This window comes from Micromonospora sp. ATA51 (assembly GCF_016802855.1).
GTDB classification, from domain to species: Bacteria; Actinomycetota; Actinomycetes; order Mycobacteriales; family Micromonosporaceae; genus Micromonospora; species Micromonospora sicca.
Map to the genome: position 1 here is coordinate 1 of NZ_JAEVHJ010000617.1, position 1733 is coordinate 1733.

A 1733-nucleotide genomic window follows, 5' to 3' on the forward strand; every position below is an offset into this window, starting at 1 on the left:
CTGCCGCCGAGCCCGGTGCTGCCGGGCAGCCCGCCGCCCGAGCCGAGCCCCGGTGCGGTCGCGGTGCCCGCGCCGGCCAGCCCGGTGCCGTAGTCGCCGGTGCCCGTGGACGGGTATCCGGTGGAGGGGGTGTAGCCGGTGCCGGTCGACGGGGTGTAGCCGCCGCCGGAGGAGAGGTCGGGGTGCGCGCTCGACCCGATGTTCGGGCCGCCCGAGCCCAGGTCGGGCATCTTGCCCGCGGAAGCCGACGGGCCGCCGCCCAGGCCACCCGCCGAGGGCGCCCCGCCGATCCCCGGCAGGCCGCCGCCACCGCCGGTGCCGGGGCCGTTGCCCAGGTTCGGGATGTCCGGGCGCGGATTGGTGACGCTGCCGCTCGGACCGCCGCTCGGCGACTCCAGGACGCGATCCTGGTAGTTGCCGTTGACCTCGTTGTAGACCTTGCGGGCGTCGCCCTCCTGATCGGAGAACCAGCCGGACACCCAGTCGCCCAGCTCACCGATCTTCTCCATCGGCCAGCTGCCCATCAGGTCCGCCTTGACCCGGGTCTCGAAGAGCCCCGCGCCGATCACGACCTCGCCGTTGCGGGCCGCCAGCACGTCTCCGACGCAGGCGGACGGGATGGGCATGCTGTCCTGGGCCGCCTGGAGCTGTCGGGCGGCGGTCTCCAGGTTGGTGACGATGCTGACCCGGTCCCGGCCCGGCTTCTCGGCCGCGTCGACCAGGCCGCCGGCCTGCTTGGCCAGCGCCTCGACGTGCGACTTGAACGCCTCGTAGGCCGGCCCCTTCCAGACCACGCCGAGGTCCTTGACGTTCTGCTGGAGGCTCTCCTGGACCTGCCCGATGTTCTTGAGCAGCTCCTTCCAGCCGAGCGCCGCGCTCTCCACCTTGTCCGGCCGCCCGCCACGAGCACCTCGCGGGCCATCTGCTCCCAGTCGGCCATCTCCCGCTCCCCGTCTAGCCGTTGCCGCCGCTGGCGGCATCGTTGAACGCCTGCTGCATCTCCTGCGCCGACATGGCGTTGGCGTGCTCGGCGTCCTCGTACTTCCGCTTGACCTCGCGCAACGCCTCGGCGGCGGCCCAGAGCCCGTCGGACAGCGTGCGCAGGCCCTGCTGGGTGGACGAGAAGAGGGCGTCGTGGTTCCGGGTGAGTTCCTGGGCGTTCGGGAACCCGCCCAGCGCGCCCTGGCCCGGCTCCGCCCACTCGTTCGGGGCGAGCTCGTCCTTGATCGCGGACATGTCGTAGGAGAGCCGGTGCACGTAGCTGGCGTGGCTCTCCAGCCAGGTCACGGCCGAGTCGAGGCTGCCGGCGTCCCACTCGGTCTCCACGCCCCGCTCGCCGTCGCCGGCGACCAGCTTGCTCGGCGTCTGCGCCTGGTCGACCCCGACCCGGTCGAAGTTGACGCCCCGCAGGTCACCGACCAACGGCATGCCGGGATTGAGCGGCATCGGGACGTCGAACCGCTGCTCGACCCGGTCCGGATCCTTGCTGACGTTGTGGCTGATGTCCCAGCTCATACCTGTCCTCCCCCTGGCGGTGCTCGTGGTGCCCGGCGTCAGCCCTGCTCAGGGCCGGTGGGCGGTGGAACCGGCCCGGTGTCCGGCGGGTACGGGTGCGGCGCCGTCGGCTGGCTCACCGGCCGGGGCTGGTACGGGTGCGGCGACCCCGGCCCGGGCGGTGGGCCGAAGCCCGCCGGCTGGCCGTTGCCCGCGGGCGGGTAGCCGGCGGCTGACCT

The 1733-nt window shown here is 73.5% G+C and carries 2 protein-coding genes and 1 pseudogene; all 3 read right to left on the bottom strand.

Features of this window, described 5'->3' with window-relative positions:
• On the bottom strand, positions 1 to 884 hold an 884-nt coding region (locus JNW87_RS38365; RefSeq protein ID WP_375373611.1), incomplete at its 3' end, for a WXG100 family type VII secretion target.
• Positions 885 to 954: 70 nt separating this feature from the next.
• The gene (locus JNW87_RS38370) at positions 955 to 1515 is read right to left on the bottom strand and encodes a hypothetical protein (RefSeq protein WP_109801116.1); all 561 of its coding nucleotides are present in this window, start codon (positions 1513 to 1515) and stop codon (positions 955 to 957) included.
• Between the two features lie 38 nt (positions 1516 to 1553).
• Positions 1554 to 1733, bottom strand: a pseudogene (locus JNW87_RS38375) (hypothetical protein); the annotation flags it as partial.